The following is a 20,367-nucleotide window of genomic DNA, read 5'->3' as shown; positions in this document are numbered from 1 at the left end:
AATGTTGAATATAGACAATATTATTATATAATAAAAAATAGGGCAATTTGAGGTTAATATTATGCCATCATCTTTACCGACAGAATTACCGAAATGGTACGAGTACGAGATTAAAAAAGGAAAAGAAACAGGCTGGACACCGGAAACAAATCAAGTTGATTTACTCGAAGTCCGAGACGCTTGGAATGGGAAAATTTACCCAGAGGCGGGTAAAAATTTTACGGTAAAATTAGATAAATTACAGATTCTTAGTCCCATTCAAGTGGGTGGAGGAAGTTTTCCAGAAGGCGGAATTTTACCAGCACAAATTGGCGGCGTTCCCTATATTCCCGGTTCCAGTGTGCGGGGTTCTTTATTAAAATATATTAGAACCATTTGGTCAGAAATTCCTCATGAAGAACAACAATTTTGGTTAACGCTTTTAGAACCCAATTTAAACGGTTGGCAACCTCTAAAAATCCGGTTTGAAAGTATTTTATTGAAAGATTTAAAAGCTTTTCCTCTTTATGCTCAACAGCAATGGCAAATTTTTGATCAAAAAAGTAATAACTTGAGTTTACAATGGCAAGTTTCTCCTAAACCTCCCCATCCTGATCCTGATCGCTTTCGCTTACAAGTCTTATTAAAAAATCCCCCGAAACCTGCGGAAAAAACTTGGTTAGAAATTCGTCTCAAGGAAATGTTAGAACGCCGAGGAATAGGACGGGGGACGGCTTCGGGGTTTGGACGGTTAGCGACAAGTGTTCCGACGGGAAAATGGGAACTTCATTTAACAGGAATGAAACCTTGTGTGCGATCGCATAATCCTAGCAAAAATCAAACCGGACAATATCGCTGGAGCCCGCAAGTTTTACGAGCCACTTTAAGGGGTTATTTTATCCGTTTTGCTTTGGATTTTTTACCCCGGAAACAGGCTGAACTTTTAACGGAAAAATTGTTTGGAGGGTTGGGAACTTTAGCAAAATTGCGGTTAACGAGTTATCTGTATCGAGTTCAGGGAAATTCTGGGGGAAATGGTTATGCGAATATTCCGGCTAAAACGGCCCATGAAACTTGGATTATTAATGTGGATTGTAACTCGGAATATCATCAATTAGTGGGAGATTTATTAAATTTAGCGAGTCGTTTGGGGGGAGTTGGCCCCGGTTGGCGACGTCCTCCCCATCGTTTAGAGCGTTTTGGTGGGTTTCGCGGAAGTGAATTTACGGTGACACAGTTGGCGTCGGACTCTGGGTTTACGAGTGATCCGGCTTCCTATTTAAAGCAACTTAGCCACAGTATTGATCAGCAGGTGCGTCAACTGGCGAAAGTTTGGGGTTTTCAACCGACTAAAACGCCGCAACCGGGACGCATTTACAGTATTTGGCGGGGGGAAGCGGACGCCTGGGAAGAGTTGGTGCATGGGGTGTGTAGCACTAAGGCGGCTAACCGTCCGGTTTGGTGCGGGAGTTCTAATAACCGACCTTCGGGGTATGGGGTGCGGGAACATTCGGGTTTTTGTTTGGTGACGGTTTTTGATCCGAATGTGGAGAGAAGTTTACCGAACTTGGAGTTTAGAAAAATTTATGGTTGAGTTTTGCGAGGCTGAGGGAAAATGGCTGTGATGTCGATTCTGCTGTTGGGAGCCTCGCTGCTGCTCTGGGTAAGGGTTGTGGCGTTTTGGATGTTGGGGAAAATCGGGTTTGAGGGGATGATTTTTCTGAGCCTCGCAAACGGCGTCTGGATAGATTGCCCCGTCTAGGTTGTAGAATAGAGGGGTAGCGACTTCTATTAGGAAGAAAAGGTGTTGAAACAACAAATGAGAATTCCTTTCTGAGAGTTGTAGAATGTAGCGACTTCTATTAGGAAGAAAAGGTGTTGAAACCAATGTCGTCTTTCGACAACATGAGTTCTTGGTCGTTTTGTAGCGACTTCTATTAGGAAGAAAAGGTGTTGAAACCAAGAGCTATTATAGCTCCAGCTCCATAAGAAGCATTGTAGCGACTTCTATTAGGAAGAAAAGGTGTTGAAACACGTTCAATGGCATTTCAGCCACAAGGATTTCGATACGTGCGTAGCGACTTCTATTAGGAAGAAAAGGTGTTGAAACTCTTCTTCTGTATAAGCCATCACAAAGATGGTCTTATCAATGCGTAGCGACTTCTATTAGGAAGAAAAGGTGTTGAAACTGGATAATCCACTGCTTGGATTAACAGAAATTCTGTATGTAGCGACTTCTATTAGGAAGAAAAGGTGTTGAAACTGGTGTAACTATATCTCTAGCTAAACCACACTTACTCAAACGTAGCGACTTCTATTAGGAAGAAAAGGTGTTGAAACTATATGGATTAGGCATATTGTCCATGAAGCCCAACCAGGCTGGTAGCGACTTCTATTAGGAAGAAAAGGTGTTGAAACAGGGATTGTTGTTGGGAGTAATCAAGGGAGAATACCCAATGGTAGCGACTTCTATTAGGAAGAAAAGGTGTTGAAACTTCTCCTTAACCATTAAATGAAGTAATTACAATTGACTCTGTAGCGACTTCTATTAGGAAGAAAAGGTGTTGAAACTGTTATAACTTTCGTCCTCATTATGAACAAAACAGTTATATGTGTAGCGACTTCTATTAGGAAGAAAAGGTGTTGAAACATGGAGAAGTAACAACAGATTGACGACCGAGTGTGGAGTTAGATTTGTAGCGACTTCTATTAGGAAGAAAAGGTGTTGAAACTTTAGCTTCGGCTCCTGCCGAAATCCATTCAAGCATTTGTTGTAGCGACTTCTATTAGGAAGAAAAGGTGTTGAAACCAGATTTGGCAGGAGTTAGCAACGGAAAAGGGTTGGTAGCGACTTCTATTAGGAAGAAAAGGTGTTGAAACGGTTTAATTAAAGAAAAGCGATCGCATTTTATAAAGTGTAGCGACTTCTATTAGGAAGAAAAGGTGTTGAAACCTCAAGGGACTCAACTTTGTATTGATAACAGGTTCCAAAGGAGTAGCGACTTCTATTAGGAAGAAAAGGTGTTGAAACAGATCTGGATGTTCGTACAATGTCACCCATTTACTGTAGCGACTTCTATTAGGAAGAAAAGGTGTTGAAACCTCTTGTACGTCTAATGCTTGAGTTTGGTCGTTCAAGTAGCGACTTCTATTAGGAAGAAAAGGTGTTGAAACCTTGCTCAAAAGCATCAATAAACATCGGAACAAACTGTAGCGACTTCTATTAGGAAGAAAAGGTGTTGAAACTTCGTGGTTACCGTCCCTAACTCGGATAAAATATCGTCAAATAGTAGCGACTTCTATTAGGAAGAAAAGGTGTTGAAACTAGGGAAGGATGGCTTCTATCTCTTCTTCCGAAGATGTGTTTTGTAGCGACTTCTATTAGGAAGAAAAGGTGTTGAAACTTGTCATAGAGTTTGTTCAGTTCTTGCCGGAGTTCACAAGTAGCGACTTCTATTAGGAAGAAAAGGTGTTGAAACATTAAATCCAGTTCCCATAAGCGGGTTCTGGTACCTCGGAGGTAGCGACTTCTATTAGGAAGAAAAGGTGTTGAAACTCGGAATGTTTTCCAAAAACTCATTGTCAGTTCAGTAGCGACTTCTATTAGGAAGAAAAGGTGTTGAAACGTAGCCAATACAAATTAGTCGAAGTCTTCTATTAATGTAGCGACTTCCATTAGGAAGCCAAAAACCTTGAAATAAATTTCAGGCTAAAAGCGAAAACCCGTTAAAACGGGTTAATAAAATTCAGTCTTGAGTTATCTTTAGATAACGTTAGCTTTTAGCCCGAACTTTAGTTCAGGGCTAAGATATTTTAAGTAGGGGCAATTCATGAATTGCCCCTACTTTAATTTAACCGAGATTAAACAGGCAATTTAGAGTCTTTCGCGTCCTTAATTCGCATTGTCCAGAATTGAATTGTATCAGAAATTTCTATTAACAAATCCGTTAATAAAACCTGCTGATTAAAATTCAAATTTCTGAACCGTTCTTGAAATTGTTCTGTCGTCATCTCCGCCTTAATATTGAGGTGAGATCCGACAATTTTACACAACACCACTCGCGCCACACCCCAAGCAAAATAACGGCGTTGTTCGTCTGAACCCCCCGCAGCATTGGGAACACCGCCTCCTAATAACACCGAAGAACGAGACATCGCCCAAAATCGTTCCATGCCCCAACTTGCCACATAGTCACTAATTCCACTGGCGGCGCCTTGCCAGTCTCCCAGAGAATTTGCCCCTGCATTTAAGAGGGTAAAAACCTCTCGATCTAACTCATAGGATGTCACCGACATGATCTTTCCTCCTTAAATCTTTTCAATTAAAATTCGACCAAAACCCACACTCCATAACCCCCCTAAATAATGTTCATCGTGGAGAAACTTTTCCCAGTCCTCGACGTTTTGAACCTGACCCCGTGTAGTCCAAGACGTTAAAAAAACCGCCCCCGGAGGAAACCCTTCCACCCCAAACAAATTTTTAACTAAATTGCCTTTTTCGTCCGGTTGATCAAACAAACTAACACGGGGTTGACGGACTAAACCCATATCAACTAATAAATTAATACTGGTGTCAGGAACAATAATTAAGCGATCGCTGGGAATAGAACTGGGAACAGGCAATTTTTGCCCTTCATTCGGGTTGCGATATTGTACCTTTTCTAACTTCAACCACCGCAAATAAACCGTTTGATTATTTAACGAATTATCCGTGATCAAAACCTTATTTCGATCTAAATTCAAAGGCGACTGTTGAGATAATTGTTGAAAACGATTTAACCATTGTAAACAACTCACCCACCAGTTACCATAACCCAACACATGAACGGGCCACCAAACGGGCCAACCCCACCCTAAAGCGATCGCCCCTGGGGAAATAGCGTTATCCTGACCCCCAAACCAATGATTAACAAAATTAGCGTGGGTGTGTTCCGCGTGTTCCCGTAAAGCACCTCGCAGGGAACTCCCCGGAATAGCGGGAGTGCGATCGCTCAGGCGAAAAATCGGGTTATTATTTCCCCGACTGCTACTATCCGCCCCGCCAATATGTACAGGTTCTTGACAAATTAACCATTCTGTAGTCATGATGCAATCCTTAAAATAACCATAAATGTCCATAACCCAAGGCATCCCGATGAAAGGCATCAGGATATGGCCCCGACTCTGATAAAGGAGGTGTCCCTTCCCATAAATACACCGCCCCCGCAGGCGTCATCCATTCCCCAGGTGTCAATACCGAAACCCGACGGTTAGGGTCTTTGCGATCGCGTACCTTCTTCCACGACTGCCAAGGAATGCCCATTTCTGCCGCGTAACCCTTGACCCCTGGGGGTTTGGGGACAGAAATTTTCCGTCCGGGTTGTTGCCATAAAGCCGCCGTCAGTAAAATTCCCCCTTGGGGTTGGGGACAGGAGGCCGTTAACCACTTCCAAGTATTTTTTTCCTGAATAGGGCTAACGGTAACGGGGGTTCCCGCCCCCAATATTCCCCAGTCGGGGGGTTGATAGTCGCCGATAATTTTGACTAAAATTGACCATCCGGGGGCCATTAAGGTCGTTTGTTCGGCAAAAAATCCCCCCTCGTCCACGACTTGAAAGTCTTGGCGACGGTTATGGCTGAGGGTGAGAGACGACCAAGGTAAAGGCTGAAGCACGTTATCGGGGGCGTTACCGGACTTAAAAATCCACTTTTGCTCCTGCCAAAATAGCTGTAAAGTGTTACCCGGTATTAAATATTGACCCCCGATCACTTCAATATCTTTTCCTTGGTGTTCCGGTTGCACCTGCCATTGTTGCTGTTCATTCCACTGCATTCGATACAGGTTCGTGGGTAAGTTCGGGGAGGCAATATCAACATCGAGGGTATAAACGGGCAAGGGTAAGGGAACATAGAAATTAGAGTTATATTCCCAAAACGGCCCCCAGAGTTGACTTTGACTGGGTAAATTCAAACAAGCTGCCAACTGATGCCCATTCGGGGGCCAGCGACAACCGACTTGACCGCTATTTTGTCCGACGGGCGTTAAGTTGCCGATGGTGATCGGGCCTGTGGGAATGATTTTGTACCATCCTGTCATGGGTTAATCTCCTTTAAGAAAGGGAACAGGCAAGAGGCAATTTCCCTGGTTCCCAGGCTCCCGCCTGGGAATGTCTATGGGAGGCAGAGCCTCCGTGTTCAGCAGGCGGAGCCTGCATAGAGGCATTTCTAGGTAGAACCTAGAAACGAGAAAGCCAGTTATTTCGTTCTCGCTGTTGACGGGCTAAGAAACCCCGGAGGGCGATCCAGTTTTTCCACCATTGCCAACTTCCTAACTCTGTTTTCAGACTCTTAGTGTTTCCGATGGCGAGAAGGTCGATCTGTTGCCAACTCAGGGGTAAATGCACACTCGCCCACAGGGTATCCATGAGGGAACGAACCGTTGAGGGAGAATATTCTTCCAGGCGGGTACTGTCCAAATAAAACAACAACTTTTCCCAACAGTTCAGATCCGTTTTGTCCTCCCCGACGGGTTCAACGGCCATTAACAAATGCCACAATACCCAAGGACAAACCCAGTCCAAACTTTGACCGCTATTAAACAAAACCTGCACACAAACCCGATCCTTACCGAGATGTTTGGCTTGTTTGTAGGCTTCATTTAACCCCCGATGCCATAACGACTGCGGGATACGCCGTTGGGCAATAACCACCCCTAAACTAAAGGTCATATTCGGGCTAGGGATAGGATAAATTTGATTTTGATAAGACACCCAACCCGCTACAGGGGGATCAAGCGGTTGAGTTAAGGGGGTAGGTTGTCCCGTCCAAAGCTGATGAAGTTGGGATGTGAGAGCGATCGCATCGGTGATCGGCCCTAATAATAAGAAGTCATCCCCACCCGCAAAAATTACCCGTCCGTTGTGGTGATGTTCCGTCAGGTCGTATAACACCCGGTTCCAATATCCAAACAAAACCGATAGATCTAAAGTATGGGGAAGTTCCATCTGGCGAGTTAGATCCGGTAAATTAGGCGGTGAAAAACCGAGTTGATATTGTTCAATAGTTGAGGCGTTGGGATGCCAGTTCGACCAAGGTAATTTCAGTTTTTTATATTGTTCACCGGATAGCCATTTGCCCATATTGTCCCCATCGCCGCGCCATCCCACTGTCCATTCCACGGGACTTTCCCACCCGTTGGGAAGATCATTTTCCCAACCTTCCACCTCCTCAGCATCAATATTGCGACGCTCTAAAACTCTCGGATGAGCATAGGGGGGAGACTGACGATCCATTTGGGGAATACCCCAAGGTTTAAAAGGCGATCCAGACTGATAATATTCACTCAGCGCTTCAACTTCAGTATTCCAGCGTTCCGCATCCACAATATCAGCCACCCAAGCCGCCGCCGCCGCCGTGCGATCTGGAAATTGATCCCAAGGACATCGGGGGGGTTCTTGTCCCCATAAAGTTGTTAAGGTGGGAACGATAATTTCAGGGACGGAAGCCAAGCGTTTCACCATTTCCAAGCTATTGAGGCGATCGCTTTCGGAAAATAACCCCGCTAAAGAGCTTTTTTCCGCTATCCCTTCCCACCATTCCTTTAATACCTGATCTGGTAGTCCCCAAGTTCCTCCCGCTTCCACAGGTTGCAGACCCGGATGCCAGATCGATAAACTCCCCGAACTCGGACTGGTGCGTCCTCCCCACCAGTTCCCTTGCCATTGTCGGCCTAATTTTTGAGCATCAACGGAATGATGCAACTGTTTGATATCTTCGACAATGTGCTCCGACCGCAACAAGGTAGACTCCCCATAAACCGACCAAAAACTCAGGTTATCCCCTTGAATAACTTGCCATCCCAAGCCGTTTAACCGGGGGTTATGGCGGATGGAAGCGGTTTCTAGGGCCGTTAAAAACCGTTGCCATTCTTGTTTAAGAATGTCTTGGCAGTTTTCCCACCATTGGGGTTCGTCGGGAAATAAGCCAGTAATAATATTCGGGAGTTCAGCTTGCCAGAAGCTTTCATCGGTAATAGTTTCGCCGTTTAACCATTGCAGTAAAGGAGAGGACTGATGCAAGGGAACTAAAACCTTTCCTCCCTGTTTCTCCCAATGGTGAATAACCACCCCGCAGAGATAATGGCATAACCACGACGCAACGGCCCAGTCCCGCAGGCGTTGACCTCCAGCGAGGAAGCTTTGCACCGGGCCAAAGGTTAAAACACCGATGTGAGTTAGGGTGCGATCGCTGTGTTGTTGAATTTGTTCGCAGGCTTCTACAGAAGCGCCACCACCCCACCAAAATTGATTTTTTAAATATTCTGAAGTTTGCCAAGTGCCGCAGCTAGGATGGGTTGCTAAGGTGGGTTGATCGGGGGGCAAAGCTGCATAATATTGTTGTTGTTGTTTCAGCCAGTCTTGTAATTCCATTAGAGACTCCGTTTAACATCATTAACGAGTTGTTCAAATTCTTTGATTTTGCTATTAATAGGGGTGGTGAGATTGGCTAATTTGACAATATAGTTCAACCAATCAATCGCAATTTGAGCCGGATGGTCGGCGTGATTGACACCTTTTAATTGTTTGGTTTTTTCGTCTAAAATTTGATCAATCAAATCCCCTAATAAACTGTGATACAGTTCATTCCTGATTTCAAGAAAACTCTTGCTATGATCTGAAATACGAATCCAGTTAGAACAGTAAAAATCTTTAAAACTCTTCCAAGCCGGATCATTGATTTTATTAGTTATGTAGGTTTTTTGCAGATAACTATTGTAACCATTTCCCTCACTGAGCAAATTTTTAACCGTTGGGGAAATATCAAGTCTGAATTCTATATAATTTTGATTCTTTTCTTGATATTTTAAAATTGGTTTTTGAGTTTTATGATCTCTTTCCCAGTGATAAGCATTTCCGCCTTGATGTTGAACTAAACAAGCGATCGCTAATTCAAAAGACCCAGCAATTCTTAAATACCACTGCATCCACTGACCCCGTTCTCGAAAGGCTTTTTCACTCCATAAAGCAATTGCAATTCGTTCTAAAATATCCTCTTCAGCCGATAGCTTTTGCCGTTTTGCCGATAAGTTAAAAGAAACAGCCCGATCTAATTGCTCAAGTTTTGTTTTTAAGGTATTATCAGGATGATCTTGAATTAAGGTCTTTACCCCTAAAAAGTCTTGTATTTCTAATAATTGTTCAATTTGTGGAACTTTTAACCGCCATTGCCAATGAGTTCCCGTATGAAAATACGGTTGAGAATCTTGGCGAGACATATAGACAAAATCAATCGGATTTTTCGCTAACTGTTGTTCAAGTCCCCATAAATATAACGCCCCACTTAAGGCCGGGGTTCCACTACTATGTTGTACAATTAATTTCTGAGCATTAATCTTAGGACGATCCGAGGTATTCTCGAAAACAACACCCTTGGAATTAAAGGCAAATTTAGGATTTAATTGTTCTTCAATAAACTTTGCCATTTGATCCCAATTAGCAACCCCATTATCTAAATTAGGATCAATATCTAAAATTATTAAATCATGGGGAATGCCTAGTTTTTGACACCAAGCTTGCAAAAGATTTCGCCACCAATATCCATCAGACGTAATTAAATCACTCAATTCTTGTCCAGAAATATGATGATATTCAATCCAAGCTTGCTGATTCGTTAAAAGAATGACAAAATGCAGTAAAGTATCAGATTCCCGACTTTCCCACAGGTTTCTAATTAAAGGAAAATCAATCCGATCTAAGTCATTCCCTAATTCTTGATCGTTGTCCGCCGCCAGGTCTCGAACATCTTCTAAGGTATAACAGGCACCGAGTTGGGAGGTTCCTTGCTCTGAATCCACCCTCACATCATTGTTACCTAAAATCTGTAAAACAACATTTTTTCTCATATTGCTTAAGTGAAAAAAGGGAAAGACATCTAAGTTTTTATTCAAGCTTAATTGAGTTGAGTTTGTAAGTTTCTTTACTTTTACTTAATATACCAACGGCTAAGGAGGTTAGGGCAAAGACTGATTCAGCAAACCTAGACTGTCAAGCCTTTTCCTATTCCTGCTCTATTAGATTCTGTTGAATAAAATTAATCTACGACTTTTAACAAAGCCAATTTATTTTTTATATAATACTTCAATGATTTATTGAGTTTGATAAACAAGATTTAAGATATATGGAAATTTTCAATAATCAAGTCGGAATTGATTTACCCCATATATTAAATAAAACCCCGTAGGGTGCGTAAGTCCAGTACACAAACCCTTCAACCCTTTTAAAATCAATCTATAAATTTAGACTCCATCTATCACTTTAAGCTCAACAATAAGTATAGCCAGACTGTAGCATACAACTGAGAATTTATTGACCTAAAGGCATAGTTTTGTAAAAATGACTTTATTTAATCCGTGTTTCTACTATATAAATTTCACTTATAAATCATCAAATCTAATCGAATTCAGCAACAAATTATTAAATTAAATTTTTTTAAAAAATCACTCTTTTTAGAGATAGAATCCTACATTTTTTAAGCTAAATGGAAAATACTTTTAGCTTTAGAAGTGCTTCAATTGACAGATCACAAAGAATTTGAGCTAAAATAGAATTTTAATTATAAGTTAATTTAATATTTTATGGAAGCCCGCCTAAATTAAAGATTTAGTAAAACCCTCAAACTTATTAACACCGACTCATAATTTAAATTTAGGATGGTGTTCAGGCAACCCAAAAACTCACATTAGATTAAACCTAAATACTGATCTAATGGGAGATTTATTTTTACCCTTTAGTAGGCTATACCCATGAATAACCTGAACAAGCTTTCCTTAACAACTGTATTCTTTTTATTTGTATTAATACCGAGTCAAGCTTTAGCCGCGACCCTGATTTCGGATGAGGTGGTAGGAAGTTCAAAGCCAGAAGTTAAAAATACAACTTCTTTGCAAAACGGAGGTTTTACCATTACACCAAACCCCTACAATTCAGTGTTGGGGAATGGAACTGATGAGTTTACAAATTGGAACTTTGATTTTGGTGTCTCTGCTATTAAGGGTACCGTGACTAAAGCCTTGGTGGATTTGGATTTAACACCATTTAGTTTATATGAAACGGATAAATTCTCAATTTCGGGAATTGGTTCTGTCGCGTTTAATGATTTTTCACCCTTGGGCCCAGTTAAGTCCCCTAATAAGCAATCATTTCAAATTGATTTGTTGAATTTTTTCAGTGCTGGAACGATTTTAACAGCGTTTAATGATAGCCAAGGAAGCTTACAAGCTGGTTATGACGATGATGCGATTGTCTCTTTCGCAAAAATGACTTTGGAAGTTCAACCGACTTCTGTACCCGAGCCAGCCACAACATTAGGTTTATTGGCTTTAATTGGACTAGGAAGCCCCCTTTTAAAGAAACGTAAATCCTAGTTTCATGGGTATTAACCTCCAGTATAATTTCATTTTTTATTCAGGATAGTGTAGTCTCACAAACTTAGGAATATAAAAAATTAGGTGTGTTAGGCGAGTAAGCTTTGTTAGGGAAATTCCTAACAAGTAGAACCACCTAATGCACCTGATTAGTTAAAATATTATTCAAGTTGAAATTCATAGGGTCTTAATCCTATTGAGCAACTTTAATCGGCCCTTCAATACTCCCACTAAAAAATTGTTGTACAATCGCACTATCGGTTGTGTAAGCTTCCTCAATCGTGCCTTGCCATTGAATTAATCCTTGATACAAAAACACAATCCGATCAGCCGTGCGTCGAATGGTACTATCTTGATGGGTCACAATTCCGTAGGTACTGCATCCTTTTCCACTCTGTTGTAAATCTCGAATTAAATCTTCAATAACGGTTGATGCAATCGGATCTAAACCGGCGGTAGGTTCGTCATATAAAATAACCTCTGGAGTCTCCCTGGGATTTTCGGGATTTGGCATAATTGCACGGGCAAAACTCACCCGTTTTCGCATTCCTCCAGACAGTTCTGCAGGATAGCGATCGCCAATATTGGGTAATCCTACCATTTCTAACTTTTCATTGACTAATTCTCTAATTTTTCGAGGAGGTAATTTTGTATGTTGATACAATAAAAAACCGATATTTTCCGTAACCGTTAAAGAATCAAATAGTGCCGCCTGTTGAAATACCATGGCAATGCCAATCGGATCAGTAATATCATCTACCCATCCTTGCCGTTTTTTTCCTAATACATAAACCTCCCCCCTATCAGGAGGTAAAAGTCCAGCAATAATTCGCAAAATCGTTGATTTTCCTGTTCCTGAAGGGCCAATAATTCCTAAAGCTTCTCCCCGATAAATCGTTAAATCAACCTGCTCTAAAATCACTTGGGAACCAAAAGCCTTACTGACTCCTTTTAACTCAATTAAAGGTTCTAAGGATTCTGATCGTTTAGATAAGACCAAGTTATCTTTCAAATCCCTGGGTTCAACTTCAATTCGATGACTTTTTCCGGTTGTGCTGTCTTTCATGATCTCGCTAAACCCTTCTCATCATTGTACCTTTGACCCTATGCCCTTGTTCTGAGCGAAATAAGGATAACCCTCATCCCCTTGATTTTTTTTTGGGGGAATCCTCAGAATAAGATAGAAAAATAGCCTTGTTAAGTTCAACTCTAGTCGTTATTTTACGGCCAGCCTCCCATACTGTATTGTAAATTGGTCGTCAAACCCTGCTTATCCATCTGAGATATATACTTATGCCAACTGGTTCATTCAAACACACCCTTCGCAGGATGATGAAATTCAGACTCTATCTGGGTTTTTCCAACTCGCGTTCTCCTCGGATGGTCAATCAATGGTTTAAATGGTTAGCACCCGGACTATTTGTAAAACGCTGGATGGCGATTAGCGCTACCGGGGTGTTAGTGACCAGTTTGGGGTTAGCGATTTGGACGGGAATGACCCCGATTTATTACATCCTACAATTGCTGAAAAATTTCTTAGGATGGATTACCACTGTTATTCCGAATTATATTTCAGGGCCATTGATGATTGCTTTGGGAATTCTTTTGATTCTGTGGAGTCAAACCCGGAGTTTAAATTCTATTAGTGAAGCGTTTCATCCAGCCGGAGATGAACAATTAATTGATCGGTTATTAAGTCATCGCCGTTTATTACGGGGGCCAAAAATTGTAGCCATTGGCGGTGGAACTGGGTTATCGACTTTATTGCGAGGATTGAAAGAATATAGCGCTAATATTAGCGCCATTGTTACGGTTGCAGATGATGGAGGTTCTTCTGGTCGATTACGTCGAGAAATGGGGGTTTTACCACCGGGAGATATTCGCAATTGTTTAGCAGCATTAGCCGATGAAGAACGATTATTAACGGAATTATTTCAATATCGGTTTACCGCAGGAGATGGATTAACCGGACATAGTTTTGGGAATTTATTCTTAACTGCAATGTCAGAAATTGAAGGAGATTTAGAACAAGCAATTGCAGCCAGTTCTAAAGTTTTAGCCATTCGAGGTCAAGTTTTACCCGCCACGTTAACAGACGTTCATTTATGGGCAAAATTAGCCGATGGTCGGCGCATTCATGGGGAATCTAGTATTACCGAAGCGAAGGGAAAAATTGTGACAATTGGTTGTATTCCCCCGAATCCTCCTGCCCTTCCCAAAGCCGTACAAGCGATTTTAGAGGCAGATTTTATTATTATCGGCCCTGGGAGTTTATATACCAGTGTCATTCCCAATTTATTAGTACCTGAAATTGCCGAAGCAGTAGCTTCTCGAAATGTTCCCCGGATTTATGTTTGTAATATTATGACTCAGCCGGGAGAAACGGACGGTTACAGTGTTTCGGATCATATTAAAGCCATTGATAAAGCTTGCGGTTATCAACTCTTTGATGCGGTGTTACTTCAAGGGACAGTTCCCCCAGCCCAAGCTTTAATTCGTTATGCTCAAGAAGATTCTCACCCGGTTGTATTAGATCGAGATAACGTTAAACAATTAGGCCGAAGAATTGTGATGAGTAATATTATGGATGTTAACGAAAAGACAGGATATTTACGCCATAATCCCTATCGTTTAGCTCAAATTCTATTACGCTGGTATAACAAAAACTAACTTTATCCTAGATAATTAATAACTGACGATGGGCGAGAAAACCTCGCCCCAACTGATAACTGATACTTGATAACTGATAACTGAATATGACTCAATTTCATCTTCCCAACGCTGAAGCCACCCGTGAATTCGGAAAAAAATTAGGGCGATCGCTCCCTGCCAATAGTATTCTATTATTAGAAGGAAATTTAGGAGCCGGAAAGACAACTTTTGTCCAAGGATTAGGAGCAGGGTTAGGCATTCCCGAATCGATTGAAAGCCCTACATTTACCTTGATTAATGAATATCTAAACGGCAGAATTCCCTTATATCATTTAGATTTATATCGGCTAGAAGGCTGGGAAATTGAAGACTTGAATTTAGACCAATATTGGGAAGGAATCGAAGTAGAACCAGGAATTGTTGCCATTGAATGGGCCGACCGTTTACCTTATAAACCCGAAAGTTATCTGCAAATTGAATTAACCTATACAGAAACAGGTGAGCGAATCATCACCATTTTTAAGATGGGTCAGGGAGATTTTAACCTCAATGGGAATGATTGTTAATGTTCAAGCTTGACTGAAACTAAATGCAATCCTCAAATCACTTTACAAACTCATCCAATTGTAGGATAATTTAAACATACTGATCCCAATCTTCCCCATATTGAATAAATGCCTGCTCCCATCCCCGTCTATAAGAAAAAGGAATCCCTAATTTTTTTAACTGATTGATATTCCATTCGCCATTCGGTTTTTTACAACTTCTGAGTAACTTTTCTCGATCTTTGCGTTTCTTGGGAATTTCCATTTTTTTACCTCCGAAATTCTAGTCTTGAATTCCAGTCTAACCGATTGCAAAAATAACCCCATGATTCACCCAGCAAAACCCTTAGTATTTCTCGCTGCTTTTGTTTCTCTGAGTATTGTTTCGGCATCTGTTACGGTTCAAGCTCAAACTAAAAGCAAAATTACTCTGAGCATTGACGGATTAAAAAATAAAAATGGACAAGTTTGTGCGAGTTTATTTGCGAGTAATAAAGGCTTTCCCAGTAATGGAGACGATGCGATTCAAAAACGTTGTACCCGTATTACAGAAGTTCCTGTCATCATGACTTTTGATAATTTACAACCGGGTAGTTATGCTATTGCGGTTCTTCATGATGCGAATAACGACAAAACAGCTAACCGTAATGGGTTAGGAATTCCCACCGAAGGATTTGGTTTCTCTAAAAATCCCGCTATTCTCACAGGGCCACCAAAATTTAATGATGCGGCTGTTGTCGTGGCAGGAGAGAATACTAATATTAATATTAAATTGCAGTATTTATTTGGAGGTTAAGGATAAATTTAGTTTTTAATTCTTTGTATAAAAAGGTTAATATAAAATCAATACACATTGTCAGCCGAATAGAAATAATCTATTCGACAGGTCATATCCAGATTAATATGATATCATTAGACTCAGGTTAACCTTGATAGTCTTTATGTATGTATATTGAGGAACTTCATCTCCAAAATTTTAGAGGATTTAAAGAATTAAAGCTTCAGTTTCCCCGGAACTTAGCTGTTATTATTGGTGTGAATGGTTCGGGGAAATCTTCTATTTTAGATGCGATCGCTATTTTTTTATCAATTTTATCAATTTATATCAATCAACCACAGTTAAAAAGACGACGAAAAAACTCAACATTAAGTGATCAAACAGGGTTGACAGAAGATGATATTTATATCAATGCTCAAGAATCTGAAAATTTAATTCGGGTTATTATTGAACCTCATCAAAAAATTTCATAGTCAATTAGAAAAAGTAAAGATAATTCAACCATTAAACAAGTTGAAGCAGAAGAATTATTAAGCCATATAAAAAAACTTTAGAAGCTTTAGAGCAAAATCCATCCTTAAGTCTCCCAGCATTGGTCTATTATAAAACTAATCGAATGGTTGTAACAGATTTAGCCAGACGATTAGCAATACTTAATCCATCAGTAGAGGAACCTGCAAAAGTATTAGAAGGAAAAGGGATTGTTTTAATTGATGAAGTTGACTTACATCTACATCCCCAATGGCAAAGAATTGTTGTTCCAGCATTAACTAATACCTTCCCCAATTGCCAATTTATCGTTACTACACACTCACCTCAAGTATTAAGCCGAGTTCATAAAGAAAATGTGTTCATCTTAGAAAATTATGAAGTTATTGAAGAGACCCCTTATACTTTTGGAAAAGATAGTAATTCAATCCTTTATGAACTGATGGGAGTTACAGAACGTCCCCTTGAAGTTCAACAACAGTTAGATGAATGCTTCCAACTGATTGATAATAACAAAATTAAAGAAGCAGAAATAAAGTTACAAAAATTAACAAGTTTATTGGGAGAAGACGATCCAGAATTGGTTAGAGCTTACACCCTAATCAATTTTTTTAACCAAAAAGAATGAAGCGAATTATTAAAAGAACAGAACCTTCTTGTTTGTTGAAATATCGGCAAACTGCAAATGCAACCTATGAGGATTATCGACCAAAAGACCCCCTCAAAAAAGCATTACTGGAAGAACAAGGTTATATTTGCTGTTATTGTATGAAACGGATTTCCGAAGAGAACATGGAAATTGAACATTTCAAACCTCAATCCGTTGATCAATATCCAGAATTAAGGTTTACAGGAAAAACATGGTCTAAAGAATTCTTGCGAAAAAAAATTAATGAATGGCAAAATAGAAATAAAAAAGGGCAATATAATGAGTATTGCCAGTTTGTTGTTTACTATTTAAGTAAGCGGTTATAAGATATTCAGTACATCCTAAGACGCATCAAATCTTAACGCCTGACCCCGAACTTCTGTATTTAATTTTCCTTGGGCATAAACAACTTGACCCCCAACAATAGTATAAACAGGCCATCCGGTTAACTCCCACCCTTCAAAGGGACTCCAACCACATTTACTGACTACTTCTTCCCGCAAAACCGGATGATAATTTTCTAAATCTACTAATACTAAATCCGCATCATAACCCACTTCTATTTTGCCTTTATTCGGTATTTTATACGCTTTTGCTACAGCCGTAGACATCCAATTAGAGACTTGTTGAACCGTGCATTTTCCAGCCATTGCTTGTGTTAACATTAAAGGTAAAGAAGTCTCAACTCCGGGCATTCCTGATGGCGTATTGGGATAGCCTTTTGCTTTTTCTTCTAACGTGTGGGGAGCGTGATCTGTGGCGATAAAATCAATCACCCCATCTAATAATGCTTTCCATAATATTTCATTGTCTTGAGGCGATCGCAATGGCGGATTCATTTGGGCTAAAGTTCCTATTTGATCATAAGCATTAATATTTAATAATAAATGCTGTGGGGTGACTTCTGCCGTTACCCATTCCGGTTTATCTTGACGCAATAACTCCGCTTCATCTCCCGTTGATAAATGCAGAATATGTAAACGCCGTTGATATTTTTTAGAAAGTTTTAAGGCGAGTTGAGTAGCTTGTAAGGCAGCTAAATTATCTTGAATGGTAGAATGAATGGCTGGATCAGTTATTCCGGCAAATTCTTGACGACGTTGATTAATTCGAGCTTGATCTTCAGCATGAACCGCAATTAAGCGAGCGCCTTTTGCAAAAATCTGGTCTAATATTTCTTCTTGAGAAACCAATAAATCTCCGTGCATTGACCCCATAAATATTTTAATCCCCGGAGTCGGATTAGCGTCTAATAAATCGGGTAAATTTTCGGCTGTCGCCCCAATAAAAAAGCCATAATTAACAATACATTTTTCAGAAGCTCGTCTTAATTTATCATCTAAATTTGCTTGTGTTGTTGTTAACGGGCGAGTATTGGGCATTTCTAAAAATGAAGTCACTCCCCCTTTTGCACAAGCACAACTCGCTGTAAATAAATCTTCTTTATATTCTAAACCTGGTTCTCGGAAATGCACCTGCGGATCAATCACACCCGGTAACACAGTTAACCCTTCTGCATCAATCATTTCCCAATCATTTCGACCCAAAGCATGATGATCAATCTCTGAAGCAATCTCAACAATTTTGCCATCAACAAGGGCGACATCTCCGAGCAGAAAATCACCATTCGGTAACAAAATCCGAGCTTGATGAATGAAGACACCATAAGAATTAGACATAATTTGCTTTATCCGATCTACTATTAAACGATTTAACCTCAAATTTGTCTTTTGATGATCAGGAACTATCATTCCCCAATTGCAGACAAATTTGATATGATGAATGTAGTTTCTTGTCCAGTGATCCGTTGCGTATGAGTAGCCCGCCCAATCAAGAGCCAAATCCCGTTAAACCTTCCCCTCAACAGCAAGAGAACCCTTGGGTAGAAATCCTCAAAACCATTACTTTGAGCATCTTTTTGGCGTTAGGCATTCGCACCTTTGTTGCTGAAGCTCGCTACATTCCCTCTGGGTCAATGTTACCAACTTTGGAAATTAATGATCGATTGATTATTGATAAAGTTGGCTATAAGTTGGGAGAACCCCATCGGGGTGATGTGGTGGTGTTTAGCCCCACAGATGAACTCAAAAAACAATATAAAGATGCGTTTATCAAAAGAATTATCGGTTTACCCGGGGAAACGGTGGAGGTAAAAAATGGGTTAGTGTTTATTAATGGTGAACCTCTCCCGGAAAAATATATTGCGGAAAAACCTCAATATAATTGGGGGCCAGGAACAGTCCCAGATGGCCAGTATTTAGTGCTCGGTGATAACCGTAATAATAGTTACGATAGCCATTATTGGGGTTTTGTCCCCCGTGAAAATATTATCGGTCGAGCTACCGTTCGTTTTTGGCCTCCTGACCGCATGGGTGGACTCGGTGATCCTGATTATCCCCCCGATGAACAAAAATAATAAAATAATAAAATCAAGACGGTTTCTAGGCTAAATTATGAATAATTAGTATTAATTTTAGCCGAGAATTTTTGTTTTGATCTTACGTTGAAATCCCCCTTAAAAAGGGGGAATTTTAATCAATGCTTCTCTTAAAATCTAGGTCAATTGCTCCGGATCTAAATCCCCGATACTGCCAAACTGTAACACAGTTTAAATGCAGTATTAAGAGGGGATAGTTAAGGGTCACAAATGCAGACTAAAACCTTACACCACGATAAAATCCAAGGATAACGACGGAGTCGTTTTATCTTGGACAACAGCAACATATTCACCTGGGGCACCTTTATAGTAAATAATGGTGTCCAGTGCTGCTCCTCCAAGAACGTTGGTATCTTTTTTCAAGCCATAATCGCTAAGGGGGCCTTTAACTTGAAACTTATCCCCTTCTGCGTAGTTAAAGTCAGTGATCACGGCATAACCAACGTTAGTTCCAGCATAAAACACACCGGAAGTATCGCCTAAAATAAACTTATCTGCACCAGTACCACCTGTGAGAGAATCATATTCTCCAGATGTGTAGCCATACCCTTGCAGAAAATCATTACCACCACCACCATTTAAACTATCTGTACCACTACCTCCAAATTGAGTATCATTACCATCACCACCTATCACAGTATCATTACCGCTACTAGCAGATAAGTAGTTAGCAGAAGTATTACCATTGATTGTGTTTGCTAGAGTATTTCCGTAACCGTTAACAGCACCCACTCCTAAAGTTAGGTTTTCAACATTACTGGGCAAAATATAAGATGCTAGAGAAGAGGTTACTAAATCAGTTCCTTCAGCAGCATTTTCTACAACGGTATTAACAGAACTCGCAGCTAGAATATAGCTATCATTCCCGGCACCTCCGGCTAAATAGTTGGTTCCTGCACCACCAACAGCAGTATCATTCCCGGCACCACCATAGAGGGAGTCATTTGCATCTCCACCCCAGAGGTAGTTTGCAGAGCTATTCCCATTAATTATATTTGCTAAGGTATTTCCAAAACCGTTAACAGCACCTGCTCCTAAATCCAGGTTTTCAACATTACTGGGCAAAGTATAAGACACTAGAGAAGACGTTACTGCATCCGTTCCAGAACTGGCGGCTTCAACGACGGTATTAACAGAACCTGCCTCCAAGACATAACGATCATCTCCTATACCACCAACAAGATAATTGGTTCCTGCACCTCCGTAGAGGGAATCATTACCCGCATCACCGTAGAGAGAGTCATTCCCACTATGACCATAAACTAGGTCATTCCCACCTCGACCGTAGACTGTATCGTTACTTTCATAGCCATAGATATAGTCATTCAGTGAACTTCCGTAAAGATCATCGGGAGAAGTTGTACCGTAAATAGTAGCCATGTTAAAACACTCCTGGTTAAAATTACTGAGATGGTTTTGGAGCCCAAAATTACAGTC

The 20,367-nt window shown here is 40.6% G+C and carries 18 protein-coding genes and 1 CRISPR repeat array; of the genes, 9 read left to right on the top strand and 9 right to left on the bottom strand.

What is annotated here, in order from left to right; all coding sequences use genetic code 11:
* Positions 1-61 precede the first annotated feature (61 nt).
* Positions 62-1,573, top strand: coding sequence for an RAMP superfamily CRISPR-associated protein (locus tag PL9214_RS18880; protein WP_072720312.1), 1,512 nt, complete (start codon positions 62-64; stop codon positions 1,571-1,573).
* A gap of 184 nt (positions 1,574-1,757) precedes the next feature.
* Positions 1,758-3,605: a CRISPR direct-repeat array (repeat unit 36 nt; unit sequence GTAGCGACTTCTATTAGGAAGAAAAGGTGTTGAAAC).
* 235 nt (positions 3,606-3,840) lie between these two features.
* On the opposite strand, the gene PL9214_RS18875 is transcribed toward PL9214_RS18880, so the two are convergent.
* From PL9214_RS18875 to PL9214_RS18855, 5 genes are all read right to left on the bottom strand, one after another.
* Positions 3,841-4,275 carry a hypothetical protein gene (locus PL9214_RS18875; RefSeq protein WP_072720311.1) on the bottom strand — a complete coding sequence of 145 codons (435 nt, stop codon included), beginning with the start codon at positions 4,273-4,275 and terminating at the stop codon, positions 3,841-3,843.
* A 12-nt stretch (positions 4,276-4,287) separates the two neighbouring features.
* Positions 4,288-5,064 carry an RAMP superfamily CRISPR-associated protein gene (locus tag PL9214_RS18870; protein ID WP_072720464.1) on the bottom strand — a complete coding sequence of 259 codons (777 nt, stop codon included), beginning with the start codon at positions 5,062-5,064 and terminating at the stop codon, positions 4,288-4,290.
* Positions 5,065-5,074: 10 nt separating this feature from the next.
* Entirely contained in the window at positions 5,075-6,055 is a 981-nt protein-coding gene (locus PL9214_RS18865) for a hypothetical protein (RefSeq protein ID WP_072720310.1), read from the bottom strand.
* 139 nt (positions 6,056-6,194) lie between these two features.
* Positions 6,195-8,387, bottom strand: a complete 2,193-nt coding sequence (locus PL9214_RS18860; protein WP_072720309.1) for a Cas10/Cmr2 second palm domain-containing protein — start codon at positions 8,385-8,387, stop codon at positions 6,195-6,197.
* Entirely contained in the window at positions 8,387-9,859 is a 1,473-nt protein-coding gene (locus PL9214_RS18855; protein ID WP_072720308.1) for a hypothetical protein, read from the bottom strand. The genes PL9214_RS18860 and PL9214_RS18855 overlap by 1 nt, the downstream gene beginning before the upstream one ends.
* Before the next feature lie 900 nt (positions 9,860-10,759).
* Between PL9214_RS18855 and PL9214_RS18850 the strand changes: the two genes are divergently transcribed.
* Positions 10,760-11,380 (top strand): PEP-CTERM sorting domain-containing protein, encoded by a 621-nt coding sequence (locus tag PL9214_RS18850; RefSeq protein ID WP_072720307.1) that lies wholly within the window; start codon positions 10,760-10,762, stop codon positions 11,378-11,380.
* A gap of 193 nt (positions 11,381-11,573) precedes the next feature.
* On the opposite strand, the gene PL9214_RS18845 is transcribed toward PL9214_RS18850, so the two are convergent.
* Positions 11,574-12,446, bottom strand: a complete 873-nt coding sequence (locus PL9214_RS18845) for an ABC transporter ATP-binding protein (RefSeq protein WP_083580081.1) — start codon at positions 12,444-12,446, stop codon at positions 11,574-11,576.
* A 227-nt stretch (positions 12,447-12,673) separates the two neighbouring features.
* Between PL9214_RS18845 and PL9214_RS18840 the strand changes: the two genes are divergently transcribed.
* Together PL9214_RS18840 and tsaE are read left to right on the top strand one after the other, a co-directional pair.
* On the top strand, positions 12,674-14,050 hold the full coding sequence (locus PL9214_RS18840; protein ID WP_083580080.1) for a gluconeogenesis factor YvcK family protein: 1,377 nt from the start codon (positions 12,674-12,676) through the stop codon (positions 14,048-14,050).
* 86 nt (positions 14,051-14,136) lie between these two features.
* Positions 14,137-14,598, top strand: coding sequence for a tRNA (adenosine(37)-N6)-threonylcarbamoyltransferase complex ATPase subunit type 1 TsaE (gene tsaE, locus PL9214_RS18835; RefSeq protein ID WP_072720306.1), 462 nt, complete (start codon positions 14,137-14,139; stop codon positions 14,596-14,598).
* Positions 14,599-14,668: 70 nt separating this feature from the next.
* Here the strand turns inward: tsaE and PL9214_RS31400 are convergent, their stop codons facing one another.
* A complete protein-coding gene (locus PL9214_RS31400; RefSeq protein WP_186440405.1) occupies positions 14,669-14,842 on the bottom strand; it encodes a hypothetical protein in 174 nt (57 codons plus the stop codon).
* A gap of 60 nt (positions 14,843-14,902) precedes the next feature.
* Here PL9214_RS31400 and PL9214_RS18830 point away from each other — a divergent pair, with 60 nt between their 5' ends.
* From PL9214_RS18830 to PL9214_RS18815, 4 genes are all read left to right on the top strand, one after another.
* Entirely contained in the window at positions 14,903-15,373 is a 471-nt protein-coding gene (locus PL9214_RS18830; protein WP_072720305.1) for a DUF2141 domain-containing protein, read from the top strand.
* A gap of 149 nt (positions 15,374-15,522) precedes the next feature.
* Positions 15,523-15,828 (top strand): AAA family ATPase, encoded by a 306-nt coding sequence (locus tag PL9214_RS18825; RefSeq protein WP_072720304.1) that lies wholly within the window; start codon positions 15,523-15,525, stop codon positions 15,826-15,828.
* A gap of 143 nt (positions 15,829-15,971) precedes the next feature.
* On the top strand, positions 15,972-16,472 hold the full coding sequence (locus PL9214_RS18820) for an AAA family ATPase (RefSeq protein WP_083580090.1): 501 nt from the start codon (positions 15,972-15,974) through the stop codon (positions 16,470-16,472).
* Positions 16,469-16,819, top strand: coding sequence for an HNH endonuclease family protein (locus tag PL9214_RS18815; protein WP_072720302.1), 351 nt, complete (start codon positions 16,469-16,471; stop codon positions 16,817-16,819). Before PL9214_RS18820 ends, PL9214_RS18815 begins: the two co-directional genes overlap by 4 nt.
* 15 nt (positions 16,820-16,834) lie before the next feature.
* Here PL9214_RS18815 and PL9214_RS18810 read toward each other — a convergent pair whose 3' ends face one another.
* The gene (locus tag PL9214_RS18810) at positions 16,835-18,172 is read right to left on the bottom strand and encodes a dihydroorotase (protein WP_072720301.1); all 1,338 of its coding nucleotides are present in this window, start codon (positions 18,170-18,172) and stop codon (positions 16,835-16,837) included.
* 134 nt (positions 18,173-18,306) lie between these two features.
* Here PL9214_RS18810 and lepB point away from each other — a divergent pair, with 134 nt between their 5' ends.
* Entirely contained in the window at positions 18,307-18,909 is a 603-nt protein-coding gene (lepB, locus tag PL9214_RS18805) for a signal peptidase I (protein WP_072720300.1), read from the top strand.
* A gap of 246 nt (positions 18,910-19,155) precedes the next feature.
* Here the strand turns inward: lepB and PL9214_RS18800 are convergent, their stop codons facing one another.
* Complete coding sequence (locus tag PL9214_RS18800) at positions 19,156-20,310, bottom strand: calcium-binding protein (RefSeq protein ID WP_072720299.1); 1,155 nt, start codon at positions 20,308-20,310, stop codon at positions 19,156-19,158.
* Positions 20,311-20,367 lie beyond the last annotated feature (57 nt).

The sequence above is a fragment of the Planktothrix tepida PCC 9214 genome (assembly GCF_900009145.1).
Taxonomy (GTDB): domain Bacteria; phylum Cyanobacteriota; class Cyanobacteriia; order Cyanobacteriales; family Microcoleaceae; genus Planktothrix; species Planktothrix tepida.
The sequence above is the reverse complement of the archived record's forward strand: the minus strand, read 5'-3'. Positions and strand labels throughout refer to the sequence as shown.